This is a genomic window from Streptomyces sp. NPDC001443, from assembly GCF_053597355.1.
In genome coordinates, this window is record NZ_JBSFIA010000024.1 from 112,953 (window position 1) to 138,517 (window position 25,565).

The following is a 25,565-nucleotide window of genomic DNA, read 5'->3' on the forward strand; positions in this document are numbered from 1 at the left end:
TAACTTCTACCATCTGGAAGTAATGTAGGCGGGTGGGGCGAAGGCAGTCAAGGGACGGACAGGCGGGGCCCTCCTGGAGGACGATGGGGCGCCGTCCCCCTGTGATGCCGTCCTGGAGCGGGCCATGTCCGAGAGCCTGCCGGTGCGTTGCCCGGCCTGTCGGCGCGAGCACCTCTACGCCTCGCCGTCGTATCCGTGCGTCTGCGGAGCGCCGGTGGCCCCGCCGCTGGACCCGCGCGGCACGCCCAGGGCGCTGACCCACCGGGTCTGGGAGGAACAGTGGGTCACCGTGCGGTGCGCCGCCTGCGGCAGCCGGGGCCAGTGGCCGGCGCCGGAACTGGGCTGCCCGTGCGGCACGGTGCTGCGCCTCCCGGTCGCGGCCACCCCCGCCACCCGTGTGCCGCGCCCGGCCTTCCGGCCCGCGCCCATCCGCACGACGCTGGACGCGGTCACGGCCGCCGCCCGCTATCTGAGCGGGCTCGGCTACCGGGACGTCCGCCGGGGCGAGCGGCGGCCGCCGACCGGGATCGCGCTGGCCGGCCACGGTCTCGTCGCCCAGGTGGACCCGACGGCGCGCCCGGCGCGCGTACGGGACGTGGAGTGCCTGTGGCTGACCGCCATGGCGGACTCCGCGGCCTGCGCCTACTTCTCGCTCGCGGGGTACGCCGAGGACGCCCGCGGCCGGGCCGACGTCCTGCTCGTCCCCCTCTTCGTCCTCGACCTGCTGGGCACACCGAGGCCGGTGAACGGCCCCGCGGACCGACTGCACGAGTCGGGGGCGCCCTGACCGTCCGGCCCGGCGCACTCCGCCACCGACCGCGGGACGCGGGGCCCGGGACGCGGGATGCGGGGCCCGGGACGCGGGACGCGGGGCCCGGGACGCGGGACGCGGGGCCCGGGACGCGGGACGCGGGGCCCGGGACGCGGGACGCGGGGCCCGGGACGCGGGACGCCCGGAAGACCCCCGCCCCGCCGGGCGCGAGCCGCGCGGCCCGGAAATCCGACCCCGCAGTCCCGGACCTCGGCCCCCCAGGCCCTAGGGCGTGTTTCGAAAGTAGCGTCGTCCGCCCGAAGGGCGGGCCCGGCGGCGTCTGGTGCGTGCGATCGCAAGGCGGAGGGTCGCCCCGATACTGGTTGTATCGGGGTGATCCCGACAACGCGGCTGGGGGTGCCCCCTCCGGGGGAGCGCGTGCCAGGCGTCGCCGGGCAGACGGGACTTTCGAAACACGCCCTAGGAGACCGCCCCCTCCGTCCACCTCTCCCGCAGTTCGATCTTGCGTACCTTCCCGGACACCGTCATCGGGAAGCCCGCCAGGATCTGGAGCCTGCTCGGGACCTTGTAGTGCGCGAGCCGGTCCGCGCAGAAGGCCCGCAGTTCCTCCAGGGTGAGCGGATCGGCGGGGTCGCTCGGGATGACGCAGGCGAGGACCTCCTCGCCGTACCGTTCGTGCGGCACGCCGACCACCTGGACGTCCCGGATCTTCGGGTGGGCGTAGAGGAACTCCTCGATCTCCCGCGGGTACACGTTCTCACCGCCCCGGATGATCATGTCCTTGATGCGGCCGACGATCTCGACGTACCCGTCCTCGCGCATCATGGCCAGGTCGCCGGTGTGCATCCAGCGTCCGGCGTCGACGGCCTCGGCGGTCTTCTCCGGCTCGTCCCAGTAGCCGAGCATCACGCTGTACCCGCGGGTGCACAGTTCGCCCGCGGTGCCGCGCGGCACGGTCACCCCGGTCGCCGGGTCGACGACCTTGACCTCGAGGTGCGGCAGGACCCGGCCGACGGTGCCGGTGCGGTGTTCGAGGTCGTCGTCCCTGCGGGTCTGGAGCGAGACCGGGGAGGTCTCGGTCATGCCGTAGCAGATGGAGACCTCCGCCATGTGCATCTCGGCGACCACGCGTTTCATCACCTCGACCGGGCAGGGCGAGCCCGCCATGATGCCGGTCCGCAGCGACGACAGGTCGTACGACGCGAAGTCGGGGAGGTTCAGCTCCGCGATGAACATGGTGGGGACGCCGTAGAGCGAGGTGCACCGCTCCTGCTCGACGGCCCGCAGGGTCGCCGCCGGGTCGAACGACGGGGCGGGGATCACCATGCACGCGCCGTGCGAGGTGGCGGCCAGATTCCCCATCACCATGCCGAAACAGTGGTACAGAGGGACGGGGATGCAGATCCGGTCCTGTTCCGTGTAGCCGACCGTACGGCCCACCCAGTAGCCGTTGTTGAGGATGTTGTGGTGGGAGAGCGTGGCGCCCTTCGGGAAACCGGTGGTGCCCGAGGTGTACTGGATGTTGACCGGGTCGTCGCAGCTCAGCTCCGCCCGCGCCGCGGCGACCCGCTCGGGCGCGACGCGCTCGGCGGAGGCCGTGAGGGCGTCCCACGACGGGTCGCCGATGTAGACGACGTCCCGCAACTCGGGGCACTTGTGCCGTACTTGGTCGACCAGCGCCCGGTAGTCGCTCCCCTTGTGGGCGAGGGAGGCGACCAGCATCGCGATGCCGGCCTGCTTGAGCACGTACTCCAATTCGTGCGCGCGATAGGCGGGGTTGATGTTCACCATGATCACGCCGAGGCGGGCGGTGGCGTACTGGACGAACACCCACTCGGGGCAGTTGACCGCCCAGATGCCCACCCGGTCGCCCTTGGCGATGCCGTGGGCGAGCAGTCCGCGGGCCACCTCGTCGACGGCCGCGCCGAACTCGGCGTAGGTCCAGCGCCGTCCGGACGGCACGTCGACCAGTGCCTCGCGGTCGGGATGGGCCGCGATCGTCCGGTCGAGGTCGGCCCCGATCGTGGCGCCGAGCAGGGGGACCTCGCTGGTCCCGTGGGCGTAGGAAGATGCGGTCACCGGAAGTCCTCCTCGCGGTACTCGGCGTCCGAGCCGGCGGCCGTGGCCTCGCGCAGCTCGATCCGGCGGATCTTGCCGGAGACGGTCTTGGGCAGGCCGCCGAACTCCAGGCGGCGGATGCGCTTGTAGGGCGCGAGGACGTCCCGCGAGTGCTCGAAGAGCACCTTCGCGGTGTCCGGGCCCGGCTCCCAGCCCTCGGCGAGGACGACGTACGCCTTGGGCACGGCCAGGCGCAGCTCGTCCGGCGCGGGCACCACGGCCGCCTCGGCCACCGCCTCGTGCTCCAGCAGGGCGCTCTCCAGCTCGAACGGGCTGATCTTGTAGTCGGACGCCTTGAACACGTCGTCCGCGCGACCCACGTAGGTGATGTAGCCGTCCGCGTCCCGGGCGCCGATGTCGCCGGTGCGGTAGTAGCCGCCCGCCATCGCCTCCGCCGTACGGTCCGGGGCGCCGTGGTAGCCGGTCATCAGGCCGACCGGGCGCGCCGACAGGTCGAGCGCGATCTCGCCCTCGGCGACCCCGGGCGCGCCGGACACCGGGTCGAGCAGTTCGACGCGGTAGCCGGGGCACGGGCGGCCCATGGAGCCGGTCTTCAACGGCTGTCCGGGGCTGTTGGCGACCTGCACGGCGGTCTCGGTCTGGCCGAAGCCGTCCCGGATGGTCACCCCCCAGGCCCGTCGGATCTGCTCGATGACCTCGGGATTGAGCGGCTCGCCCGCGGCGACGACCTCGCGCGGCGGGGTGCGCAGTTGGGTCAGGTCGGCCTGGATGAGCATCCGCCAGACGGTGGGCGGGGCGCAGAACGTCGTCACGGCGGCCCGGTCCATCTCCGCCATCAGCCGGGCCGCGTCGAAGCGGGTGTAGTTGTGGATGAAGACGGTCGCCTCGGCGTTCCACGGCGCGAACAGGTTCGACCAGGCGTGCTTGGCCCAGCCGGGCGACGAGATGTTCAGGTGCACGTCGCCGGGCCGGAGCCCGATCCAGTACATGGTGGCCAGATGCCCGATGGGGTACGAGGTGTGGGTGTGCTCGACGAGCTTGGGGCGGGCGGTGGTGCCCGAGGTGAAGTAGAGCATCAGCGGGTCGTCGGCCAGGGTCGGGCCGTCGGGGGCGAAGCCGGCCTCCGCGCCGTACAGGTCTTCGTAGGGCAGCCAGCCGAGGGGGGCGCCGCCGACGGCGATCCGGGTGTAGGGGCCGGGCACCTCGTCGAACTTGGCGGTGTCCTCGGCCCGCACGACCACGTGCCGGACCCGGCCGCGCTCGACGCGGTCGCGCAGGTCGGCGGGGCCGAGCAGCGGGGTGGCCGGGATGACGACGGCGCGCAGCTTCATGGCGGCCAGGGCCGTCACCCACAGCTCGGCCTGGTTGCCGAGCATGACGAGGATCCGGTCCTCGGCGCGCACCCCCTGTCCGCGCAGCCAGTTCGCGGCCTGGTCGGAGAGCAGGGACAACTCGGCGAAGGACAGCCGGGTCCCGGAGCCGTCCTCCTCGACGATGTGCAGGGCGGTGCGGTCGTTGCCGTGCGCGATCGCGTCGAACCAGTCGAGCGCCCAGTTGAAGTGGGGCGGGCGCGGCCAGGCGAAGCCCTCGTAGGCGGTGGCGTAGTCCTCGCGGTGTTCCAGCAGGAAGTCCCGCGCGCTGCGGAAGAGCTCCGTCGCCGTCGTCATTTGTCCTCCTCGGTGCCGGACCATTGCCGGGCGGCTCTCCGTCATCGTGTAATCCGTGATGCAGGTCTCACTACCCCCGAACGGGGGTGTGTGCAGCACAGCGACCACGAGAGAGGGGCGGGAACATGGCGGCGGACGCGGCCGGAGCGGCGGAGATCCGCGGCGCGCTGGCCCGCCTGCGCCGTACGACCGGGCTGCCGGTGGCCTTCGGCGGTCTGGTCGACGCCGGGCGGCAGCAGATGCGGATCAGTGAACTGAGCGGCAACGCGACGCCGGCGCTGCGCGCGCTCGCGGTGAGCGCGGGCAACGGTCTGGGCGGCAAGGCGGTGGCCCTGGCCCGCGCGTGCGCGGTGACGGACTACTCCTCCTCCCGGCAGATCAGCCACGAGTACGACTCCGCGGTCGCCGCCGAGGGGCTGCGCTCGGTACTGGCGGTGCCGGTGGTGGTACGGCGCCGGGTGCGCGGTGTGCTGTACGGCGCGCTGCGCACGGCCCAGCCGCTGGGCGACCGCACGCTGAGCGCGGCGGTCGAGGCGGCGCGGGACGTGGAGCAGGCGCTGGTGGTGCGGGAGGAGGCGGACCGTCTGCTGTCGGCGGCCCGGCCGGCCGGGGCCGCGGACCCGGGCGCCGCGGCCGCCTGGGAGCAGATGCGGGAGGCGCACGCGGCGCTGCGCGCGCTGGTGCCGCGGATCACGGATCCGGTGCTGCGGGCCGAGCTGCTGGCGGCGTGTGGGCTGCTGACACCCTCGCCCGCGGCGGGCGCCCCGGAGGGTGCCCGAGGGGATACGGCCCGCCCGGCGCGGCTGACGCCCCGGGAAGTGGACGTACTGGTGTGGGTGGCGGCCGGGGCGACGAACGCGGTGGCCGCGGAGCGGCTGGGGCTACGCTCGGAGACGGTGAAGGGTTACCTCAGGTCGGCGATGCGCAAGCTGGGCGCGCGCACCCGGGGGGAGGCGGTGGCGGTGGCGCGCCGGACGGGGGTGCTGCCTTAAAGGATCATGGCCTGCCGACACCACCAAGAAATCGTAAAATCATCGACTTTCGGACAAAATGATGTCGTTTCATTCATGTGTCCGGGTTGTGAATTTCTCCATGCATCGCCATTTGTTATATCCCTCACCACTCAGTCCGTCCGAATTTCAAAGAGATGTTGCCTAGAATTTGGTACGGACACGACACACGGAGGGGAGCGGTAACCGTGCGACGGGACTTCCAGGAGCCTGCCCGATGCCGCCCCGACCTGGTCATCGGCAGGGAGGACCTGTTCACGGCCGCCCGCGAGCAGCTCGGCCGCTCCGGCAGCGTGCTCCTGCACGGCCCTGCCGGAATAGGTAAATCGACCGTGCTCCAGGCATTGGCCGCGGAATACTCCCAGGTGGCCCACACCGTCTTGCGCTGCTCCGCGACGGAGTCAGAATCCCACCTTCCGTTTCTCGCCCTGGCCGATCTCCTCGGGCTGGCTCTCGACCAGGTGTCCGACAAGCTGCCCGCCGCCCAGCGCACCGCGCTGGAGTCGGCGATCACCGGCCGCGGGGAGTCCACCCTCCAGCGTGACGGCCTCGCGCTGCGCCTCGCCGTGCTCTCGGCGCTGCGCGCCCTCGCCGCCGACGGCCCCCTCCTGATCGTCGCCGACGACCTCCAGTGGCTGGATTCGGCCAGTGCCGAACTGCTCGGCTTCGCCGCCCGCCGCCTCGGCGACACCCCGGTGCAGATGCTCTGCGCGGTGCGGACCGAGGGCCAGGAGTACGACCGCCATCTACGCGCGTCCCCGCCCGACACGGTCGCCCTGCGCCTCAACCCGCTCTCCCGTGCCCAGGTCTCCGCGCTGCTCGACGACCGCGGCTACACCGACCTGCCCCGCTCCACGGTCCGCGAGATCCACCGCACCAGCGGCGGCAACCCGCTGTTCGCGCTCGAACTGGGCCGGGCCCTCGGCGAGAACCCCACCCCGCCCCGCCCCGGCGAGCCGCTGCCGGTGCCCACCTCCCTGCGGGCCCTGGTCCTGCACCGGCTCGGCATGCTCTCCGACGACGTCCGCCGCACCCTGCTGGTGGCCAGCGCCGGCGCCCGCCCCACCCTGTCCCTGCTGCTGGCCGCCGGCCGGGAGAACGCCGAGGCGGAGACCGCACAAGCCGCCCGGCTCGGCCTGCTGGCGACGGAGCCGGAGGGCCCGGCCGTACGGTTCGCGCATCCGCTGATCTCCGCCGCGCTGTACGCGGAGGCGCCCGCGCAGGACCGCCGGGCCGCGCACGCGGCGCTGTCCACCGCGGCGTCCGACCCGATCGAGCGGGCCCGGCACCTGGCCCTGGCGACCACCGGCACCGACCCGGACGTGGCCGCCCGGCTGGCCGGCGCCGCCGCGCTGGCCCGGGACCGCGGCGCCCCGTCCGTCGCCGCGTCCCTCGGACTGCTCGCCGCCCGCCACACCCCGGCCGGCGCCACCCCCGGCCCCGACGACCGGCGGTTGCAGGCGGCCGAGGACGCGATCACCGCCGGCGAGGTGGAGCTCGCCCGGGACATCGCGCACGAGGTGCTGACCCGGGCCACCGTGCCCGCCGAACGGGTACGGGCCTGGATGATCGTCATCGAGGCGGCCGGACAGGCCCTCGGCGAGGTCGACGCCGTCTTCCCGCAGGTGCTGGTCGACGCGGGCGAGGACCCCAAGCTGCTCGCCCTGGTCCACTACCAGCTGGCCTGGCGCGGCCTGGTGGTCGAGGGCGACTTCTCCGAGGCCCGCACCGAGGCCGCGCACGCGGCGGAGCTCGCCGCGACCGCCGGCGACCGGCGCACCGAGCTCATGGCGCTGTCCTTCCAGGCCTCGACCGAGACCCTGATGGGCCACCCAAACGCCCCCGTGACCATCAAGCGGGCGCTCAAGGAACCCCAGGACCCGTATGTGGCCTGCCACCACAACGGCGCGGGAGCGGCCCGGTTCCGCTGGCTGCTGATGAGCGACCAGCTGCCCGAGGCCCGCAGCACCATCACCGCGCTGCTGCGCGAGGTGCAGCGGCGCGGCATGGTCGAGAGCGAGGTGCACTTCCAGCGCTTCCTGGCCGAGACCGAGCTGCGCTCCGGGCACTGCGGACGGGCCCTGGACCTGGCCCGCGAGAGCCTGCGGCTGGCCCGCGACTCCGGGATCGGGCTCGGCGCCTCGGCGATGCTCGCCTCCCTCGCGGAGGCCTCCGGCGGTGACGTGGACCAGGCGCTGGAGCTGGCCCGCGAGGCGGCGGAACGGGCCGAGGAGGACGGCGACCAGATGTACCTCTCCCGGGCCCTGGCCGCCTTCGGGTACGCCCAGCTGGTGGCCGGGGACGCGGCGGGCACGGTCCGTTCGCTGCGCCGGGTGCGCGAGCTGGAGTCCGGGCTCGGCATCACCGACCCGGCGCGCGGCCGCTGGCAGAGCGACCTGGCCGAGGCCCTCGTACGGATCGGGGAGCCGGGCGAGGCGCAGGAGCTGATCGACGTCTCGCGCGCGCACGCGCTGCGGCTGGGCCGGGAGAGCGTGCTGGCCGTGCTGGACCGCTCGGAGGCGCTGGTGCGGGCCGCCCGCGGCGACCAGGAGGCCGCGCTCTCGCAGCTGACGTCCGTTCAGGACCGGCTCGCCAAGCTGGGGTACGGCCTGGAGGAGGCGCGGGCCGCGTTCGCGCTGGCCCGGCTGCGCACGCGCAGGCCGGGGCCGACGTCGTACGACGAGGCCGCCCGGCTGTTCCGGCGCTGCCGCGCGCTGCCGTGGCTGCGGCAGGTGGACGCGGCGGCCGCCGCGGAGCCGGAGGAGGAGGCCGTCGACGCCCCGCGGGACCCCGCCCTCGACGCGCTGGAGGGCCTCGCCGCGATGGAGCGTCAGGTCGCCGCGCTGGTCATGGAGGGAGCCACCAACCGGGAGATCGCCGCCCGGCTGTACATCAGCGTCAAGACGGTCGAGGCGACGCTGACCCGGGTCTACCGCAAGCTGGGGATCCGTTCGCGGGTGGACATCGTCCGACTGGCGGCGGGGCGCCGCGCGAAGTGAGTGTCGCGCGGGTTTACTTCACTGACGGGTTTGCCGAGGGACAACCGAGGGTTTTCCCTGCCCAACTCCCTTAGGGGGTTCCCTCATTGGGAGGCGGCGGCGCCGGGTCCTAGTTTTTGGGGTGTGCCGCACGCCCAGGCACACGGGGGTCGGTCCCGCGACCCCCGTGCACCCCCCACGCCCGCGCGCCCCCCACCGGCATCCCCCACTGAGGAGACTCATGTTCGGGCTCGACCGCGCACACAGGACCGCCGTCGCCGCCGTCGCGGCGACCGCGGCCGCCGTCACCACCGCGTTGCTCAGCGCCCCCACCGCTGTCGCCGCGCCCCAGCCCATCGTCGGCGGCACCACGACCACGACCACCGCGTACCCGTTCATGATGCAGATCACCGACGCCTCGCAGAACCAGTTCTGCGGCGGGACCCTGGTGTCGGCGACCAAGGTGGTCACGGCCGCGCACTGCATGGTGGGCGAAAGCACCGGCAGTGTCCGGGTGGTCGGCGGCCGCACCTACCTCAACGGCACCAACGGCACGGTCAGCAAGGTCAGCAAGATCTGGATCAACCCGTCCTACACGGACGCCACCAACGGCGACGACGTCGCCGTGCTGACCCTCTCGACCTCGATGCCGTACACGACGGCGCCGTACGTCTCCTCCTCCCAGACCAGCGTGTACGCGGCCGGCACCACGGCCCGCATCCTGGGCTGGGGCACCACCTCGGAGAGCGGGAGCTCCTCCAACCAGCTGCGGACCGCGACCGTGCCGATCGTGTCCGACTCCAGCTGCAAGAGCTCCTACGGTTCGGACTTCGTCCAGACCGACATGGTTTGCGCCGGATACACCTCCGGCGGCGTAGACACCTGCCAGGGCGACAGCGGCGGTCCCCTGCTAGTCGGGGGCGTCCTGGCAGGGATCACTTCTTGGGGCGAGGGCTGCGCGGAGGCCGGTTACCCGGGTGTCTACACCCGGCTGACCACCTTCTCCAGCCTGGTGACCACGCAGGTCAACTCGTGACCCGGAAGGTTTCCTGAGCACCCCTCAGGTGAAGACCGGGGGCGTTGCGAGCTACCACGAGCAGCCCGCAACGCCCCCTATCCATGCGTTCATCCCGGTACGACGGTCCCGAACCGCACACCGCCCGCATCCTCCGGGCGCACGATCGCGAGCAGCCGCTCCCCCTCCGCGACGACCTCGTCCCGCCGGGCCCTGCCGAGCGGGCCGAACAGCTCGACGACCAGGCCGTCGTCTGCCGGCTTCCACACCCCGGCGAGGAAGCCGTCGACGAGCAGGGTGCGGTACGCCTGGTTGCCCCGCCAGCTTCGCCCCCGCAGCTCCCGCGGTACGACCCGGGTGCGGTCGGCGTGGGAGAGCAGCAGGTTGTCGAACTCGGGCAGGAAACGCGGCGGGGCGGGGGTGTCCGGGGCGGGGCGGGGCGCGTCCGGGAGGTCGAAGAGCTCGGCACCGCTCTCGTCCCGGAAGGTGACGAGCCGCGGCCTGAGCCGCTCGAAGACGTCCCGCAGCCGGGTCAGCCCGGCCCAGGTCTGCATGTCCTTCACGGAGGCCGGTCCGAAGGCGGCGAGGTAGCGCAGTACGACGGTCTCGGCCGGCGGGGCGGCCTCGGCGGGCCGGCCGAGCCAGCGCTCGGCCGTGGTGAGCGCGACCTGGCCGCTGTGTCCCCACAGCCCGCGCGGGGTCACCTGGACGAGCGGCAGCCGGCAGCGCGCGGCGACCGCCAGGGCCTGCGGATCGGCGTCCGGCCACTGGAGGAGCAGCGCCTCGCGCAGCTCCTTCATGGTGCGCGGCGCGTCCTCGACCAGCTCGCGGGCCAGGACGGACAGCCGGTCGAGGTCGACGCCGGTGAGCCCCTTGCGGAAGTTCGCCAGCTCCCGGTCGCGGGCGGGCTGGACGAAGGGCCGCAGGGTGAGGCAGTCGGCGGCGGTGTGGGTGTGGATGGTCGAGCGCATGGTGACGATCCGGACGACCTCGCGATCGGCCATGGCACCCGAGAGCTCCTGCGGGGTGAAACGGTCGAGGCGGGCGGCGAGCGCGTAGTACGGCGGCTTGACGTTCTGGGCCTGGAGGCCGAGCAGATGCTCGATCGCCGCCCCGGCGGACAGCGGCGAGCGGCGCAGGAGCAGCTGCCGGTCGAGGGTCGCGCGGTTGAGGGCGCGGACGCCGAGCAGGGGGGCGGTCGCGGCCGTCGTCGTCTTCGTCATGCCCCGCACGCTAGTACCGCTTGCGGACACCTATGGTCCGCAAGCCGGCCACGGGCACCGGACGGCGCCGGGACGCGGGCGCACCCGGCACCCGGCACCCGGCACCCGGCGAGGCCGACGCCACGCCCATGCCGTTTGCCCCGTATATCCTGCTACCTGATCGAATAAGGACAGCGGGGAAAACGGAGAGGACAGCAGAGACCGGGAACACGACGCGAACCGTGCCCGCAGCGCACACCGCGACCGTGGATCACGCGGCCGCAGGCTCGACCGGGAGGCAGCCACGATGTCCGAGCGACGCCACGCAGCCGCCGGAGCCAGGAAGCCCGTCTGGCGCCGCCCCCTGCCGCCGCGCCCACCACGGCCGACGCCCGCGCCGCCGGCCGTGCCCCCGGGCCCCGGTCCGGGCCCCGCCGAAGCGGGCAGCATCGTCGAGGCGGCCCTGTACCGCGACGGCGTCCGGGTCTCCTCCCCCGGCTCGCTGGCGGAGACCTTCCGGGAACTGCGCGAGCAGCCGTCCGGCATGGCGTGGATCGGCCTGGCCCGCCCGACCGAGGACGAACTCCTCTCTCTCGCCTCGGAGTTCGACCTTCATCCGCTCTCCGTCGAGGACGCCCTGGAGGCCCACCAGCGGCCGAAGCTGGAGCGCTACGGCGACACGCTGTTCGTCGTCCTGCGCGCCGCCCGCTACCTCGACGCGCCCGAGGAGGTCGACTTCGGCGAACTGCACGTCTTCGTCGGCCCCGACTTCGTCATCACGGTCCGCCATGGCGCCGCCCCGAACCTCTCCGCGGTCCGCCGCCGCATGGAAGACACCCCCGACCTGCTGAAACTCGGTCCGGAGGCGGTGCTGTACGCCATCCTCGACGCGGTGGTCGACGGCTACGCCCCGGTCGTCGCCGGGGTCCAGAACGACGTCGACGAGATCGAGACGGAGGTCTTCCGCGGCGACCCCGAGGTCTCCCGTCGCATCTACGAACTCTCCCGCGAGATGGTCGAGTTCCAGCGCGCCACCCGCCCGCTCGTCGGCATGCTGCACGGCCTGATGGCCGGCTTCGCCAAGTACGGCACGGACGAGGAACTCCAGCGCTACCTCCGTGACGTGGCCGACCACGTCACGCACACCAGCGAACGCGTCGACAGCTTCCGCCAGGCCCTCCAGGACATCCTCACGGTGAACGCGACCCTGGTCACCCAGCAGCAGAACGCCGAGATGCGGGCGTTGGCGGAGGCGGGGTTCGAACAGAACGAGGAGATCAAGAAGATCTCCTCCTGGGCGGCCATCCTCTTCGCCCCGACCCTGGTCGGCACGATCTACGGCATGAACTTCAGTCACATGCCGGAGCTGCACTGGGTGTTCGGCTACCCCTTCGCGATCGTCCTGATGGCGGTCGTGTGCACCAGCCTGTACTTCGTCTTCAAACGGAAGCACTGGCTCTGAGCAGTCAGACCCACGAGCGCGTGTCCTGCCCTGCCGATCCGGCACCGGTTGCAGCGGGCGGCCGGCCTTTGGCCCGGTGCTTCTCGGCAACCGCCCGGCAAGGGCTGGGGCACGGGTCTTACGACCGGTTGCAGCTCAAGCGGCGGGCAGCAGGGGCTCATCGGGCCCTGCCCGGCATTCGGCGGGCAGGGCCCCGTACCGGGACCATCGGTCGATCACGGCTCGGCGGGCACCCTAGATCGTCGCGCCCCAGCTCCGCAGCAGCTGCCGCGCGTTCCATTCGTCGCGGGGACTCAGGTCCGCGGAGAAGACCTCCACGAAGTTCCTTTCGTCGACGAGCATGATGGAGCCGTCCGGAGTCAGGAGCGTCTCGTCCATGCCGGCGGCGCTGGTGATCCCGCACGACTTGCCGGAGGAGACCAGCAGGCAGGTGATCTGCTGCTCGTAGCCCACGATGACCCGGTCGCCGGAGACGACGGGCATCGACTCTCCCCGCACGTCCTCCGCCCAGAGACTGTCTCCGGAGTGGGCGTCGAGCCGCCGCAGGTGATACTCGTCCTGGACGAACAGGAAGTCACCGGAGACCGTCAGGCTTCGGACCTTGGCGTAGTCGCCCTCGAACGGGACGCTCCACAGACGCTTGCCGGTGCGGTCCGCGAAGGCCGAGAGCGTACTGCCGGAAGCCGCGTAGACGTCTTCGGCCGACACCGCGATCCGAACGGTGCCGTACGTGTCGCCGCCGGGCACGTCGATCTTCCTGATGTGTCTGCCCGACGCCGCGCCGTAGACCTCGACCCTGCCGTGCTGCGCCAGATACGCCCTGCCGTGGTCCACCAGGAACGACGGAGGGTCCGAGAGGGGGTACGACCTTCCTTCGCCGTAGGCGTCCGCGCCCCATTGCTTCTTCCAGCGGAGCTTTCCGGTCTTCGCGTCGAGCGCTCGCAGGGTGCCGTCCGTGGCGGTGACCAGGACCTGTGTTCCGGCCACCAGAGGCCTGCCGAAACGGATCTCCGGCGTGGCCTCGGGTGCGGGGTAGGTCCAGCGGACCGAGCCGTCGCGGGTCGCCAGCGCGCTGACCGCGAGGTCGCCGACGTACACGGTGTCCTGCCCGGGCGTCTTCCCGTGAGGCTCCGGCTTCGGCGTGTCCGCCGCTCCGTGCTCCTCCGCCGCCTGGGTGGCGGGCAGCGGAACCCGCCAGTTCTCCTGACCGGTGACGGCGTTGCGGGCGGACAGCGTGAGGCTGTCGTCCTCCCCGTACGTCACATAGGCGACACCGTCGGCGAGGAACGCCGAGCGGACGTCCCCCATCATGTACCACTGCACCCTCGGGTCGGCCGGTGCGGCCAGTCCGGCGGCGAGGGCCAGCAGGGCCGCCAGGCCCACCACGATGCGGCCCGACCATCTGACCCGTCGTGATGTCCTGCGGGCCGGACGGGCGTTCTCGGGCAGGGACAGCGGCTCTCGTCGCCACTGCCGCGGCGGCAGGGCGAGCAGCAGGCCGCCGGGAGTCCGCTTCTCATCACGCACCGCTCCGCCGGCCGCCCCCCGCCACGGTGCTTCGCTCACGGCCGACACCACGGAAGGGCCGGCCAGGAACCTCGTCCTGGCTTTCCCCGCCCGGACCGGTTCGGCCGGCAGCCACTGCCACAGCAGCAGGCCCAGGAACGGCAGAAGCAGAGTGAGCGCCGGTGCCAGCACGGGAACCCCGACGGCGCCGAAAGCCCCCCATCGCCGGTCCCGCAGCAGTGCCAGGTCCGGCCAGGCGATCGTGCCGAGAACGGCAGTCGGCAGCATCGTCCAGACCAGGGCGTCCAGCCGGGTGCCCAGGACGGGCCAGGCGGTGTGCCGGCGGTGGCCGTTTCGCGCCCGCAGCAGGGCCAGTACGGACCCGAACCCGGCCAGGGCGGCGACACAGACGACGACCGTGACACCGGCACCCAGCACCAGAGGTCCGTTCATCACGACGAACTGGAACGAAGACGTCACCAGCCCGAACACCATGGGCAGCGCCATGAACCACAGGAAGTACCGCATCAGAGTCCTCCATCCGCGCGGAAAGGCGACATGTTCCATGCACCGGACCGCGGATCCACGTTCACCAGACGCATCCGCAGCACATGCCCGTCGGGACGGCTCTCGACGAGGCCGGTCCGAAGGGGTTCCCTTCCCCACACCCCGGGCTGCCCCAGGAGAGCGGGAGTACCGGACGGGATACGCCCGACGCGCTCCACCGCACCGGCGGCGCTGCCCAGCCACGGTGTGCGGCCCTGCGCCGGCCCTTCCGGAAGGAACGGTCCCCCGGACGCGCGGCCGACCGGGGTCGGTTCGGCCGAGGGGATCGAAGAACGGCAGAACGCATAGGCCACCGGCGGCAGAAGCGGCAGCACAGCGCTGCCCCACTGCGCCGGCGTGGCCAGTTGCCCCCAGGCGCCGCGGGTCTCGGCGAGGACCGGCCAGAAGAGCAGACCGATCACCCCGCCCGCGACCGCCGCCCAGAAACGCAGGTCACGCTGGGTGTACAGCGTCGGCCAAGCGGTCGAACGGAGGTGTCCGTTGCGCTCGCGCACCAGTTGCAGCGCGGCCCAGGGCACCCAGAACAACAGGCCCACCAGGACCGAGGTGGTACCCCACGCCAGCAGCGTCGCCAGGTTGTGGACAAGGAACCGGATCAGCTCGTAGACGAGCCATATCACCAGGGCGGCCCCCACCAGAAACCCGACGACAGTGGCCATCCCGTCGTCGTCCCCTGAGCTCATGACCCCAGCCCGTACACGGCGTTGTCGGCGAGGAGCAGCAGTCGCGCCTCGTCCGCGGACTTCTCGATGCCCTGGCGGAGGACCTCGGCGGCCAGCGGGATCCGGACCCGGCCGTGGGTCTCGCGCGGGTAGAGCGGCGTGTGGTTGAGGAGCCTTCCGACGGCCCGGCGGGACAGCGGACGGCGTCCGGCCAGCACGCTGTCGACCGTGGTGAGCGCGGTGGCGGCCTCCACGGCCCCCGACGGATCCACACCGGCCAGCGCGAGCACTTGGACGAGGGCGGAACCGTGGGTGCGCAGCGGCTCCAGCGCGGCCATGCCGCCCACGGTCAGGCAGTCCGCCACCTCCGGGGTGCGTCCGTGCTCCTTGAGGAAGCTCACCACCTGCGGACCGCCCTCCTCGCACAGCAGGGGGAAGAGTCCGCCTCCGTAGGAGGCCAGGACCTCGAAGGTTCCCGCACGGCGGTTCTCGGCGCGGGCCAGGGACGCCATGTGGTCCGCCCGCAGTTCCAGCGCCACCACCGATGCCGGTGGCAGCTTGGCCATCGCCGTGAGCAGCAGGACCCGGTCGAAGACCGGCATCGGCGCCAGCGCCGTGTGCAGGGCGGCCGAGCCGTGGGTCCGCACCAGACCGATCACGTTGGGGCCGCCCCGCAGGGACAGGTGGACCTCGGCGATCTTGCCGTACTGATCGCCCGCGAGTTCCAGTGCGGCGAGGTCCTGCAGCTCGGAGGTCCGCAGGTCGGAGACGAGCGGCCCGATGAGGGCCAGCCGCGTCAGCTCCTCCGGGGTGGCCTGCGGGAAGGCCCGCAGGACGAGGGAGACCACGTGGACCGACTGCCCGGACGCCTCGGCGATCCGTCCGGCGCGTACCGGGTCCGAGGTCGTCGGCAGGCGGTCGATGTCGTCCGGGGTGAGCTGGTCCGACAGATGCTCCAGCACCGGCAGCAGCTCGCGCACCGAGGCCGGCCGCGCCTGGGACAGGCTCCGGGCCAGGACGGGACGGCGCATCAGCACGTCACGGGCCGCGGTCAGCCGCTTGGCGTCCACCTCGGCGAACTCCGCGGCGGACTCGGCCGTCAGCCCGAGCGCGTCGACCAGTCGGAGCGCCGCCACCGGGTACCACAACGCGGCGGTGCCGCTGCTGCGGTAGTGCGGCAGCCGGTCGGACCATTCGGCGAGCAGTTCGGAGAGATCGGCGCCCTCTCGCGCCGCGGCCCGCACCATGCCGACGAGCTCCTCGTGGTTCTCGGGCAGCTCCCACGACCCCTCGCTGTACAGGTCGGCCACCTGCGCCAGGGGGAGACCGGCCTCCCGGGCGAACCCGCGCAGCTTGCGCAGGGCCGGGGCGTCGAGTGGCCCGCTGAGCCATTCGGCGAGCAACTGCAGGTCGCCGTCGGCCAGTTCGGCGAGCTCGGTGAGATCGTCGGTGGACCAGCTTCCCTCGCCGACGGGCAGCAGCAGCTGGAAGTCGCCGAAGGTGTCCCACCATGCGCGAAGCAGGCCCTGACCGACGCGATGGGCATCGGCCCACACCCGCTGGTCGATCTTGACGAGTTCCCGGGTCGCCAGGTGCACCCTGCTCTTGGTGACTCCCGCTCGGCGCAGCAGTTCGGGCAGCCGGTCGGTGTCGTAGCCGACCTCACGGGCCCGGCTGATGATCGCGGGTATCGCGGTGCCCCACGACCGCAGTTGCTCGTCGGAGGTCCGGTCCTTGTCGAGCAGCTGGACGGCCTCGGACGGGACCAGGTACTGCGCGTCCTCCGCCGAGGGCAGGGTCCGGCAGAAGTCCACCCGCTCGAGCATGGAGAGCACCCGCTCCCGGACGGCCTCCTGCTCGGTACCGAAGGGCGCCGCAGCCAGGGCGGCGGCCAGGGTCCGGGCCAGCACCGGGCCGGCCTCGTCGAGCACCGTGGCGGCGCGGCCGATCACGTCCTGTACGTGGAAGGCGCGCAGGACGGCGACGTCGGCGTCGGCGAGCACCAGGTCGAGCAGGAACGGCCGAAGCCCGGGCGCGAGGGTGATCGCCTCGGCCACCGTGGCGAGCTGTTCGCAGGCGCGGCGCAGATGGATGCCCTCGGTCGCCAGCACCTGGCACAGCTCGTCCCAGTCGGGGGCGAGGACGTCCAGCCAGCCGGAAAGACCCAGCAGCGCCGGGACGGCCGTGCCCACCTGCCGGTCGCCCACGGTACGGACCACATCGGACACCACCGGCCCGACCAGCGGGAGCGCCGACAGCAGATGGCGGGCGGCGGCCAGGTTGCGCAGGTGTTCCTTGACCCGGGGGGTGCCCAGAGCCTTGCGCCGGGCGGTCAGGTCGGCCGCGGTGAGCACCAGGATGTCCGGGCGCCGGTGCAGCTCGTCCTTGAGCGCCCGCTGCATCGAGATGATGAAGTCGCCGTCGGCGCCGGGATCCGTCGCGCAGGCCGCGAACGCAACCGGGAACGTCTGCCGGGCGACGGACTTGCCCGCCGTGCTCTTGGGGTAGACGTGCTCACGGACCTTGGCGAGGTCGAGGTCGTACACGAAGGGCAGGTCCTGCCACCGCACCGGCAGTGAGGTGCCGTCGGAGCCGGACCGTACGGCGAAGGTCACTTCCTCCCCGGGGACCAGCCGGTTGATCCGGCACGCCGCACGGGCCTTCGGCCCCAGGGAGTCCTCGGAGACGCTCACCAGGTACACGTCCGGTGCGGTGTCGGTCTCCTCCCGGCACAGCTGCACCACCCGTTCCAGGAGTTCGGCCGGGTCGTCCTCGGTCAGCACCCAGCCCGAGGTGCCGAGCAGTCCCGCGAGGTCGCCCGCGATGTCCCGGCTGCCGATACGGGCGATCCCCAGGACGGGACGTCCCCGTTCCAGGAGGGCGGCCAGCCGGATCGCCTCGGGGTTGACCGACTTCCGCTCGGGCAGGGGTGTGGACTTGCCCCCCGGGACCTGCCGGCCCCGCAGCCCGCGGGTGCGTCCGTTCTTGTCGAGGCCGGCCTCGTACGCGGTGATCTCGACGTGGATCCAGGAGTCGACCGCGGTCTTGTGGTCGGCCGTGACGGTCTTCGGCTTGTCCAGCCGCACCGAGATCCCACCCGGCAGGGCGGCGCGGTACACCACCCCGTCGCTCTCGGACCTGGCCCTGACCTTGGCCTGGTAGAACCCGCCGACCAGGCTCCGCAGGTACTTCTCGTCCTGCCGCGCGTTGAGCGCCGTACTCGCGTCGTAGACGACGACGGCCGCGCTGCCCGCGATCTCCGTGACCGCGTCCGCCTTGTGCTGTTCCCGAACGGCGTCGGTGAGGACGGCGGCGGACATCCGGGAGTGCGCGAAGGGATCGATCCGGAAGCCCGCCGACTTCAGGTACTCCTGGAGGTGCTCGTCGCTGGCGACGGCGCGCCACGAGGCGGGCCGCCGTCCGGAACCGAGCCAGCCGGCCAGGGCCCACAGGGCACGGAACTGATAGCGCCGCAGCGCCTCCGCGCCCGCGGGCGGTTCCTCGTCGCCCAGCAGTCCCCGCGTCCACTCGGAGGCGTTCGCCCAGTCGGGTCTGATCCCCCGCTGGGGAGCGTAACCGTGCCGGGAGAACCCGGTCAGCCGCAGCGAACCGTTGTCGACGACCAGGTGGTCCGGGGAGAGTTCCACGGGGAACAGGCCGCCCTCGGCGGCCTCCTCCAGCAGGGCTCCCAGCGGTGCGATGAGTTCCAGTGCCCGGGTGGGCGGTATCCGCAGCCCGCGCGCCAGCTCGTGGGCGAGGCTGTCGTCCTGCTGCTCGGTGGCGTCGGACTCGATGGCGTCGCCGGTGGCCCAGGTGGTGATGTACCGGGTCCCCTGGTCGAGGGTCGCGGGCAGCACGTCCAGCAGCACCGGAACGACGAACTGGCTGGTCCCCATCAGGACGCGCACCGCGGTGTCGAGGCTGTCCTGGTCGTGCTCGGCGGCGGCCCGCAGCGCGCCGAGGGCGCTGCCGTCGTTCGCCCTGACCATCCGGACCTGGGCGGGCTCGCCCACCGGCCGGATCCTTCGCTCGACGAGATCCCAGACCCGTCCGGAACGACCGGCCAGCCCTGCGGTGCCGTCGGCCGCCGACCGTGCCCGCCCGGCTTCCGGGACGTCGGCCACGGTCGGGGTGTCGTCCACCGACGCGTCGCCGGCATCGGTGTCGTCGGCCTCGTCCCAGGAGAAGAAGTCCGCTTCCAGGGAGGTCTTGTGCTGGTCGGTCATCGGGAGAGCACCTCGGTGGCGGCGAAGGCGTTGACAGCGGCGAGTTCACGGCGGAACGCCTGGGCGGTGATGCGGTATTTGGCTTTCTCGCCAAGGCAGGACGCGATCAGCCGGATGAGCGCGGGATGCACTCCGTCCCCAGCGAGCTGGGAGGTGAGCTCCCGGATCTTGACGTCGGGCCCGGGCGGCTCCTGCGTCAGGGCGGCTTCGCCGGCCGGCCCAAGGCCCCGGTGGACGATTCGCCGCGGCGTCGACTCAACGAGGAAGCGCAGTGGGCTTCCCCGGGGCGTGATCGTCGGCCATGGCTGTGGATCCCGGGCACGACTCGGCTCCTGACGGTCCGTGGGAGACGGTCGCGCCGCCGATACCGGCGTTCCCGCCCCGTCGACAGGGCGGTGGGACGGCTCCGGTGACGGGCCGGAAGGTGTTCACCGCGATCGCGTACGCGCCGACCACGTCGTGGACCCGGCGTCGGTCGCCTCCTCGCTTCGTCGTGGACCCGGCGTCGGTCGCCTCCTCGCTTCGTCGTGGGCCCTGCCACCGGGCACGAGCGAGAAGGCCCCGGAAAGACGGATCAGCCCGGGCCGGAGGCGCTCCCAGCAGCTTCGCTCGGAAGCACCGGCGGTGAGCAGCCGGCCGGTGGCGTGCCGTGTCCGTGTGTACTGCTCCATCACGGTGACGATCGGCCCGGCGGGTCGCGGTGCGCGGCGTGCGTCGGGCATGGAAGCGGCCGTACGAGGTACACGTTGCTGGTCCGCGACGACGCACGGGGGCGAGGAGGGGCGATGCGCAAGGTTCCGGCGGCACTCGGCGAGGTACTGGCCTGGTGGGCGGTACTGGTCGTCGTCGACATCCTGTTCGTCAGCACCGTCACCCCCCTCGAGATCGCCGTGGCCGCCGGTGGCGCGCTGCTCGCGGCGATCGCCGCGCGGGCCGTCCGTACGGCGTCGGGCGCCCGGCTCGGCGGCACCCGCCGGTGGGCGGCGGCCACCCTCGCGTGGCCCGGCGCGGTCCTCGCCGACCTGGGCAGGCTGTGCCGGGTCACCGTGCTCGCCCTGCGCGGCCGTTCGCCCGAGGGCGGTCTGCGGACGATGACCCTGGCCCCCGGTTCGGGTGCCGCGTGGGCCTGTGCGCTGCTGTCCTCCACCCCCGGCGCGTACATCGTCGACGTGCACGGCAACGGCGCACGAGGAACGCGGACCGCCGTCGCCCACTTCCTCACCGACGACCGTACGCGCCTGGAGGACGTGCTCACCGAGGGGCCGCGCCGATGAACGCCTGGTTGCTCGCGGCGGCGGTCCTGCTGACGCTGGGGGTGCCGCCGTGCGTCTGGGCCGCCGGCCGGGGAACGGCGGTCGAGCGGCTGGCGGGCCTCAGCCTGGCGACCACCGTGGTGACCGTCGTTCTGCTGCTGACCTCCCAGATGTACGGCCGCAGTTCCTTCGTCGACGTCGGCCTCGTCCTGGCGGTCCTGGGGCCCGCCGGGACCCTGGTCTTCGCGCGCTTCCTCGGCGGCCCGTCGATCGAGACCCCCGGCACCCCAAGGACCGGCGAGGAGAGGTGAGATGACGCTCCGTCACGGATGTGCCCTCGTCCTGCTCGCCGTCGGCACCGGTGTGCTGCTGCTGTCCGCCGTGGGTCTGGTGGCGCTGCCCGGACCGTTCCAGCGGCTGCACGCCCTCACCCCCGCCTCCGCCGTCGGCGGCCCGCTCGTCGCGTTCGCCCTGGCGGTCGAGACCGGCCCAGGACGCGCCGCCCTCAAGCTGGTCCTCGTCGGGGTGATCGTCGCGTTCGGCGGCTCGGTCACCGCGATGGCCGTCGGCCGGGCGACGGCCCAGCACGAACATCTGCTGCGAGAGGACTCCCCGCAATGAGCGCCGCGACCGCGCAGGAGTATCTGATCGCCGTCGCGCTGCTGCTGGTGGCGGCCACCGCCACCGCGGCGGCGCTCGCCCGCGACCCGGTGCGCCAGGCACTGCTGCTGGCCGTCCTCGGTCTGTGCCTCACCGTCCTGTTCACGCTGCTCCAGGCGCCCGACGTGGCGCTGTCCCAGCTCGCCGTCGGTACGGCGGTCACCCCGCTGCTGATCCTGCTGACCGTCCGGAAGGTGCGCCGCGCCGCGGCGGCACAGGACGACCGCACCGACCGTGGGCCGGAGGGCACCGATGAGCCGTAGCGCGCGCATCCGGCTGTTCTGGGCCGCGGCCGTCGTCTTCGCCGTGCTGTACACCCTCGCCTGCACCGGACTGCCGCACTTCGGGACGCCCGTGCACCCGTACGGCACCCGCGCGGTGGCCGCGTCCCTGCGGCAGCGCACCGCCAACGTGGTCTCGTCGATCAACTTCGACCAGCGGGCCCTGGACACCCTCGGAGAGGAGTCGATCCTGTTCGCCTCCGTACTCGGGACCATCGTGCTGCTGCGCCACACCCGCGACGAGCGCGCCGGCCGGCCGCGCCCGGGACCGGTCCTGCCCAGCACCCGCCTGCTGGGCCTGGTGATGGTGCCGCTGACCCTGCTGACCGGCGTGTACATCGTGGCCCACGGCCAGTTGTCGCCGGGCGGCGGCTTCCAGGGCGGCGTCATCCTGGCCACCGGGCTGCACATGGCGTACGTGGCCGCCGACTACGGCGTGCTGAAACGGATCCGTCCGCTGGGCGTGCTCGACGTGGCCGACGCCTTGGGCGCGGGCGCGTTCGTGACCCTGGGCTTCGTGGGACTGATCGCCGGTGCCGCGTATCTCCAGAACGTGCTGCCGCTCGGCACCTTCGGCGAGCTCTCGTCCGGTGGTCTGGTCCCGCTGCTGAACGCGGCGGTCGGCGTCGAGGTCGGCTCCGGCATCATCGTCCTGCTCGCCTCCTTCCTGGACCAGGCCGTCGAGGTGGGACCGGCGCGGGACCCGGGATCCGGAGGCGGCGCATGACGATCCTCCCCTTCCTGGTCGCGGGCTGGATCCTGCTCGCCGGTGTGTACGGCATGGTCACCAGCCGCGACATCGTCCACGCCGTCGGCTGTCTCGCCGTGGCGCAGTCGTCGACGTACGTCCTGCTGCTCACCGTCGGATACCGGCGCGGCGGCATCGCGCCGTACTTCACCGACACCCCCCTGCGCACCCGCACCGTCGACCCGGTCGTGCAGGCGCTCGCGCTCACCGACGTCGTCGTGGGCGCCACGGTCACGGCGCTGCTGCTCGCGCTCGCCATCCAGATCCGCAAGCGCCACGGCACGGTCGACCCGGACGCCCTCACCGGGCTGAAGGGCTAGCAGCCGAGCATGGTGGGTACCGCCGATCTGCTGCCGCTCGCCGTCGCCGTGCCGCTGCTGGGCGCCGTCGTCCTGGTGATCGCGGGCCGCCGGCTGCCGCGGACCGCCATCGACGCGCTGGTCACCGCCTGGGCGGCGCTGGAGGTCACGGTCCTGGTGCTGCTGTGGCTGCGCACCGGCGACGGGCACAGTGTCTCGTGGCTGGGCGGCTGGACGCCGGTGCGCGGCGAGAGCGTCGGCATCGTGCTCGTCGGCGACCGGATCGGGGCCGGCCTCGCGCTGCTGACCGGCGCGCTCGTCCTCGCGGTCGTCGTCTACGCGTGGCGCTACTTCGACGAGCCGCCGGTGGCGCACGCGGGCGCCTTCCCGGCTCTGATCCTCCTCTTCGAGGCGGGCATGGTCGGGTTCGCGCTGACCGGCGACCTGTTCGACGCGTTCGTCTTCTTCGAACTGATGGGGGCGGTCGCCTACGCGCTCACCGGCTATCACGTCGAGGACCCACGGCCGGTACAGGGCGCCCTGGTCTTCGGTGTCGTCAACTCGCTCGGCGCGTACTGCTCGCTGCTCGGCATCGGCCTGGTGTACGCCCGCACCGGTGAGCTCGGCTTCGCCCAGATCGGCGTGCAGCTGGCGAAGCACCGCCCCGACGCCCTGCTCTCCGTCGCCTTCGTGCTGATCGTCACCGGCCTGCTGGTCAAGGCGGCGGTGGTGCCCCTGCACTTCTGGCTGCCCGACGCCCACTCCGTCGCGCCGACACCGGTGTGCATGCTGCTCTCCGGGGTCATGGTGGAACTCGGTGTGTACGGCACCGCGCGCGTCTACTGGATCGTGTTCTCCGGCCCGAACGGCATCACACCCGGCCACCTGCGCACCACGTTCGTCGCCGCCGGGGTGCTGACGGCCCTGGTGGGGGCCGTGATGTGCTGGCAGCAACGGCATCTCAAGCGGCTGCTCGCCTTCTCCACCGTCGGCCATGTCGGCCTCTTCCTCACCGGGCTGGCGCTGCTCACCCCCGCGGGCGCGGCCGGGGTGGCCCTGTACGTCGCCGCCCACGCCGGGGTGAAGGCGGCCCTGTTCGCCCTGACGGGCGTACTGCTGGACCGGCACGGCTCCGTCGACGAGCACGGGCTGTACCGGCGCGGCCGCGATCTGCCCTTCGCCGGGGTGCTGTTCGCCGTCGGCGGTCTCGCGCTCGCGGGTCTGCCGCCGTTCGGCACCGGGCTGGGCAAGGCCGTCGTCGAGCACTCCGGGGAGGAACGTCTGCCCTGGCTGCCCGCGGTGTTCGTGCTCGTGTCGGCGCTGACCGGCGGGGCAGTGCTGCGCGCCGGCGCCCGGATCTTCGCCGGTGCCGGGCCCGCACCGCGGGAGCGGTACGCGGGGCCGGAGACCACCGGCGGCGGCGAGGAACCGGAGATCCGCGATCCGCAGCGCCGGATTCCGGTGCCGATGCTGGCCGTGCCCGCCGTCCTGCTGGCCGCCGCGCTCGCCGTCGGGCTGCTGCCCGAAGCCGGGGTCGCCCTCGCCCGTGCGGCCAGGCAGTTCACCGACCGCACCGCCTACGTCACCGCCGCCTTCGGCCACCCCGTGGGACCGTCCGGGCCGGTGCCCGACGTCGCCTGGACCACCGAGGGGGTGCTGCTCGCACTCGTCTCGGCCCTGGTGGCGGTGCTGCTGGCCGCGGCGGCCGTCTGGGGTCCCGCACTGCGGTCGCCGCTCGCGGGCCGGGTCGCGGCCGTCTGCACGGCCGTCGGGCGGCGGGTGGTCGTACCGCTGCGACGGCTGCACTCGGGGCACCTCGGCGACTACGTCGCGTGGCTCGCCGTCGGGGTGGCGGTCCTGCTCGTCGCCATGTCCGTATAGCGCCCGGCGGCCGTCCCGCGCCTGGCCGCGAGCCGGTGCGCGAGGTTTTCCGGCGTCCCGGGCGGTTACTCCGCAAGTGCGCCACGGCGGTGCGCTTCGGCAGTGGGTCCGACAGTGCGCGTCACCGCGGCGGACCGCACCGGTCGTCGTACCGGTGACACCGGCGGGAAACGGAGACGGCAGCCATGTTCCGACAGTCCGGTCGTACGCCGCACAGCCCACGGGTCGTCGTGGTCACCGGAGCGAGCGGGGGCGTCGGCCGGGCCACCGCCCGGGCGTTCGCCGCCCGGGGCGACCGCGTGGCACTCGTGGCCCGCGGCCGCGGCGGGCTGGCCGCGGCGGCCGACGAGATACGCCGCACGGGCGGTACGGCGCTGCCGCTGGAGGCGGACGTGGCGGACGCGCAGGCGGTGGAGGACGCGGCGACCCGGGTCGAACAGGAGCTGGGCCCGATCGACGTATGGGTCAACGACGCCCTCACCACGGTGTTCGCGGAGTTCGTCGACATCGAGCCGGACGAGTTCCGCCGGGTCACCGAGGTCTGTTACCTCGGCTACGTGTACGGCACCCGGGCCGCGCTGCGCCGGATGCTGCCGCGCGACCACGGCGTCGTCGTACAGGTCGGCTCGGCGCTCGCCTACCGCGGCATCCCCCTGCAGTCCGCCTACTGCGGCGCCAAGCACGCGATCCAGGGCTGGAACGAGGCCGTGCGCTGTGAGCTCCTGCACCGCGGCAGCGGGGTGTCGGTCACCATGGTCCAGCTGCCGGCGGTGAACACCCCGCAGTTCGACTGGTCGACGGCCCGGATGTCACGCAAGCCGCAGCCCGTGCCCCCGATCTACCAGCCGGAACCGGCCGCCCGCGCCATCGTGCACGCCGCCGGTCACGCGCGTCGGCGTGAGTACTGGGTCGGCGCGAGCACCGTGGGCACCCTGCTCGCCAACGCCGTGGCGCCCGGCCTCCTGGACCGCTACCTGGCCCGGACCGGCTACGACGCCCAGATGACCGACGAGCCGGAGCCGTCGGACGCCCGCGGCAACCTCTGGCAGCCGCTGGACGACACCGGCGGACGGGACTTCGGCGCGCACGGCCGCTTCGACGAGCAGGCGGCGTCGCGCGCACCGCAGACCTGGGCCTCACGCCATCACGTCGCCCTCGCCGCCGGAGTCGCGGCGGCCGCGGCGGGGGTCGCCGTGGCGGCCCGCCCGCGGCGCTAGAGACGAGAACGGAGGAGTAGGCACCTCGGCCTGGCCGCCGAGGCGGCCCTCGCTGCCGACCTCGCGCGCCACGCGGGTGA

Annotated in this window: 20 protein-coding genes; 13 read left to right on the plus strand and 7 right to left on the minus strand. The window is 73.0% G+C overall.

What is annotated here, in order from left to right; genetic code table 11:
• Nucleotides 1-124 precede the first annotated feature (124 nt).
• Entirely contained in the window at nucleotides 125-787 is a 663-nt protein-coding gene (locus tag ACWC24_RS24355; RefSeq protein WP_450664972.1) for a hypothetical protein, read from the plus strand.
• Nucleotides 788-1,231: 444 nt separating this feature from the next.
• On the opposite strand, the gene ACWC24_RS24360 is transcribed toward ACWC24_RS24355, so the two are convergent.
• Both ACWC24_RS24360 and ACWC24_RS24365 read right to left on the minus strand, forming a co-directional pair.
• On the minus strand, nucleotides 1,232-2,851 hold the full coding sequence (locus tag ACWC24_RS24360; RefSeq protein ID WP_450664973.1) for an AMP-binding protein: 1,620 nt from the start codon (nucleotides 2,849-2,851) through the stop codon (nucleotides 1,232-1,234).
• Nucleotides 2,848-4,518 (minus strand): AMP-binding protein, encoded by a 1,671-nt coding sequence (locus ACWC24_RS24365; protein WP_450664974.1) that lies wholly within the window; start codon nucleotides 4,516-4,518, stop codon nucleotides 2,848-2,850. The genes ACWC24_RS24360 and ACWC24_RS24365 overlap by 4 nt, the downstream gene beginning before the upstream one ends.
• Nucleotides 4,519-4,643: 125 nt before the next feature.
• Between ACWC24_RS24365 and ACWC24_RS24370 the strand changes: the two genes are divergently transcribed.
• From ACWC24_RS24370 to ACWC24_RS24380, 3 genes are all read left to right on the plus strand, one after another.
• The gene (locus tag ACWC24_RS24370; RefSeq protein WP_450664975.1) at nucleotides 4,644-5,510 is read left to right on the plus strand and encodes a LuxR C-terminal-related transcriptional regulator; all 867 of its coding nucleotides are present in this window, start codon (nucleotides 4,644-4,646) and stop codon (nucleotides 5,508-5,510) included.
• Between the two features lie 155 nt (nucleotides 5,511-5,665).
• Nucleotides 5,666-8,527, plus strand: a complete 2,862-nt coding sequence (locus tag ACWC24_RS24375) for an ATP-binding protein (RefSeq protein WP_450664976.1) — start codon at nucleotides 5,666-5,668, stop codon at nucleotides 8,525-8,527.
• A 220-nt stretch (nucleotides 8,528-8,747) separates the two neighbouring features.
• Nucleotides 8,748-9,542 carry a S1 family peptidase gene (locus ACWC24_RS24380; RefSeq protein ID WP_450664977.1) on the plus strand — a complete coding sequence of 265 codons (795 nt, stop codon included), beginning with the start codon at nucleotides 8,748-8,750 and terminating at the stop codon, nucleotides 9,540-9,542.
• Nucleotides 9,543-9,631: 89 nt separating this feature from the next.
• Here the strand turns inward: ACWC24_RS24380 and ACWC24_RS24385 are convergent, their stop codons facing one another.
• Nucleotides 9,632-10,744, minus strand: a complete 1,113-nt coding sequence (locus ACWC24_RS24385; RefSeq protein WP_450664978.1) for a winged helix DNA-binding domain-containing protein — start codon at nucleotides 10,742-10,744, stop codon at nucleotides 9,632-9,634.
• 286 nt (nucleotides 10,745-11,030) lie between these two features.
• Here ACWC24_RS24385 and ACWC24_RS24390 point away from each other — a divergent pair, with 286 nt between their 5' ends.
• Complete coding sequence (locus tag ACWC24_RS24390; protein WP_450664979.1) at nucleotides 11,031-12,185, plus strand: magnesium and cobalt transport protein CorA; 1,155 nt, start codon at nucleotides 11,031-11,033, stop codon at nucleotides 12,183-12,185.
• A gap of 234 nt (nucleotides 12,186-12,419) precedes the next feature.
• Here the strand turns inward: ACWC24_RS24390 and ACWC24_RS24395 are convergent, their stop codons facing one another.
• The 4 genes from ACWC24_RS24395 to ACWC24_RS24410 are packed head-to-tail and all read right to left on the minus strand — an operon-like array spanning nucleotide 12,420 to nucleotide 19,277.
• Nucleotides 12,420-14,219 (minus strand): PQQ-binding-like beta-propeller repeat protein, encoded by a 1,800-nt coding sequence (locus tag ACWC24_RS24395; RefSeq protein WP_450664980.1) that lies wholly within the window; start codon nucleotides 14,217-14,219, stop codon nucleotides 12,420-12,422.
• Nucleotides 14,219-14,917 (minus strand): hypothetical protein, encoded by a 699-nt coding sequence (locus tag ACWC24_RS24400; protein WP_450664981.1) that lies wholly within the window; start codon nucleotides 14,915-14,917, stop codon nucleotides 14,219-14,221. Before ACWC24_RS24400 ends, ACWC24_RS24395 begins: the two co-directional genes overlap by 1 nt.
• A 20-nt stretch (nucleotides 14,918-14,937) precedes the next feature.
• Entirely contained in the window at nucleotides 14,938-19,146 is a 4,209-nt protein-coding gene (locus ACWC24_RS24405) for a hypothetical protein (protein WP_450664982.1), read from the minus strand.
• A complete protein-coding gene (locus ACWC24_RS24410) occupies nucleotides 19,143-19,277 on the minus strand; it encodes a hypothetical protein (RefSeq protein WP_450664983.1) in 135 nt (44 codons plus the stop codon). Before ACWC24_RS24410 ends, ACWC24_RS24405 begins: the two co-directional genes overlap by 4 nt.
• Before the next feature lie 654 nt (nucleotides 19,278-19,931).
• Between ACWC24_RS24410 and ACWC24_RS24415 the strand changes: the two genes are divergently transcribed.
• From ACWC24_RS24415 to ACWC24_RS24450, 8 genes are all read left to right on the plus strand, one after another.
• Nucleotides 19,932-20,420: a hypothetical protein gene (locus ACWC24_RS24415; RefSeq protein WP_450664984.1), complete on the plus strand. Its 489-nt coding sequence runs from the start codon at nucleotides 19,932-19,934 to the stop codon at nucleotides 20,418-20,420.
• On the plus strand, nucleotides 20,417-20,710 hold the full coding sequence (locus tag ACWC24_RS24420; RefSeq protein ID WP_450664985.1) for an MrpF/PhaF family protein: 294 nt from the start codon (nucleotides 20,417-20,419) through the stop codon (nucleotides 20,708-20,710). Before ACWC24_RS24415 ends, ACWC24_RS24420 begins: the two co-directional genes overlap by 4 nt.
• A 1-nt stretch (nucleotide 20,711) precedes the next feature.
• Nucleotides 20,712-21,020 carry a cation:proton antiporter gene (locus ACWC24_RS24425; RefSeq protein ID WP_450664986.1) on the plus strand — a complete coding sequence of 103 codons (309 nt, stop codon included), beginning with the start codon at nucleotides 20,712-20,714 and terminating at the stop codon, nucleotides 21,018-21,020.
• A complete protein-coding gene (locus ACWC24_RS24430) occupies nucleotides 21,017-21,322 on the plus strand; it encodes a Na(+)/H(+) antiporter subunit B (RefSeq protein WP_450664987.1) in 306 nt (101 codons plus the stop codon). Before ACWC24_RS24425 ends, ACWC24_RS24430 begins: the two co-directional genes overlap by 4 nt.
• A complete protein-coding gene (locus ACWC24_RS24435) occupies nucleotides 21,312-22,067 on the plus strand; it encodes an MnhB domain-containing protein (protein ID WP_450664988.1) in 756 nt (251 codons plus the stop codon). The genes ACWC24_RS24430 and ACWC24_RS24435 overlap by 11 nt, the downstream gene beginning before the upstream one ends.
• Nucleotides 22,064-22,408, plus strand: coding sequence for a sodium:proton antiporter (locus tag ACWC24_RS24440; RefSeq protein ID WP_450664989.1), 345 nt, complete (start codon nucleotides 22,064-22,066; stop codon nucleotides 22,406-22,408). The genes ACWC24_RS24435 and ACWC24_RS24440 overlap by 4 nt, the downstream gene beginning before the upstream one ends.
• Before the next feature lie 9 nt (nucleotides 22,409-22,417).
• On the plus strand, nucleotides 22,418-24,268 hold the full coding sequence (locus tag ACWC24_RS24445; protein ID WP_450664990.1) for a complex I subunit 5 family protein: 1,851 nt from the start codon (nucleotides 22,418-22,420) through the stop codon (nucleotides 24,266-24,268).
• A gap of 185 nt (nucleotides 24,269-24,453) precedes the next feature.
• Complete coding sequence (locus tag ACWC24_RS24450) at nucleotides 24,454-25,485, plus strand: SDR family oxidoreductase (RefSeq protein WP_450664991.1); 1,032 nt, start codon at nucleotides 24,454-24,456, stop codon at nucleotides 25,483-25,485.
• Nucleotides 25,486-25,565: the final 80 nt, after the last annotated feature.